The organism is Streptomyces sp. rh34, assembly GCF_002551245.1.
Lineage (GTDB): Bacteria > Actinomycetota > Actinomycetes > Streptomycetales > Streptomycetaceae > Streptomyces.
In genome coordinates this window covers 1-1118 of the sequence record NZ_NTGZ01000549.1, presented here as the reverse complement: position 1 = coordinate 1118, position 1118 = coordinate 1, and the positions used below count along the sequence as shown (strand labels likewise).

Annotated in this window: 1 pseudogene; it reads right to left on the bottom strand. The window is 78.9% G+C overall.

What is annotated here, in order from left to right:
* Positions 1-1118: pseudogene (locus CR470_RS38115) on the bottom strand (sel1 repeat family protein); the annotation flags it as partial.

Below are 1118 nucleotides of genomic sequence, written 5' to 3'. Positions count from 1 at the left end.
AGCCGGAACGCCGCCTCGGCACTGCCGCCGCCCGCGGCGCAGCGCAGGTGGCGCTCGGCCTCGCGGTCCTCGCCGTCGCGCAGCAGGGCCATGCCGACCTGGAGCGCGGCATCGGTGTGCCCGGCCGCCGCGGCGCGCTCGTACCAGCCCAGCGCCGTACGGTCCTCGTCGCGCCCGGCGTGCAGGATGCCGAGGTTGAAGGCCGCGTCGACGCTGCCCGCCTCGGCCGCCTTGGAGAACCAGGGCTCGGCCCCGGTGTGGTCGCCCGCCTGGAGCAGCAGCACCGCGAGCGCGTTGGCCGCCTCGCGGTGTCCGGCGTACGCGGCGCGGCGGTACCACTGCTCGGCCTGCGGAGTGCGGTCCTGGGCGGCGCAGAGCAGCCCGAGGTTGTACGCCCCGTTGACGTCGCCCGCGTCCATGGCGGCCCGGTACCAGCGCTCGGCGGTCTGCTGCTCACCGCGTGCGGCGTGCAGCGCGCCGAGCGCGTTGGCGGCGTTGCCGTCACCGTCCTGGGCGGCGCGCAGCCACCACACGGCGGCGCTCTCCTCGTCGCCCGCGTCGCGCAGCAGGAAGCCCAGCGCGCAGGCGGCACGCGGCTCGCCGTCCTTGGCGGAGGTGAGATACCAGCGCCCGGCCTCCTTGAGCTCGCCGCGCTGCTCCAGGATCGCGCCGAGGTGCAGGGCGGCCCGCCGGTGCCCCCGGGCGGCGGCCTGGCGGTACCACTGCTCGGCCTCGCCGACCCGGCCGGCGGCGGGCCCCGCCACGGGACTGTCGCCGTCGGCCGCGCTCCCGGCGCGCGCGGGCCCCGTCGCCCGTACGTCACGGGCGGGTGCGGGCGGGCCGCCGGGGAGGCCGAGGCCCGTTCCGGTTCGCCCGGAAGCGACGCCCCGGCCCAGGCCGAAGGCGTCGTGCGGGTCCTCGACGGCCTTCCGCTCCAGGGCACGGGCCAGCCGGTAGGCGGCCTCACGGTGCCCCTGTTCGGCGGCGGCGCGCAGCCAGCGCTCGGCGCCGACGTCGCTGCGGTGCTCCAGCAGGTCGGCCAGCGCGTACGCGCCCAGCGCGTGGCCCTGCTCGGCGGACTGGCGCAGCCAGTACTCCGCGCCGGGCTCGTCGCCGCG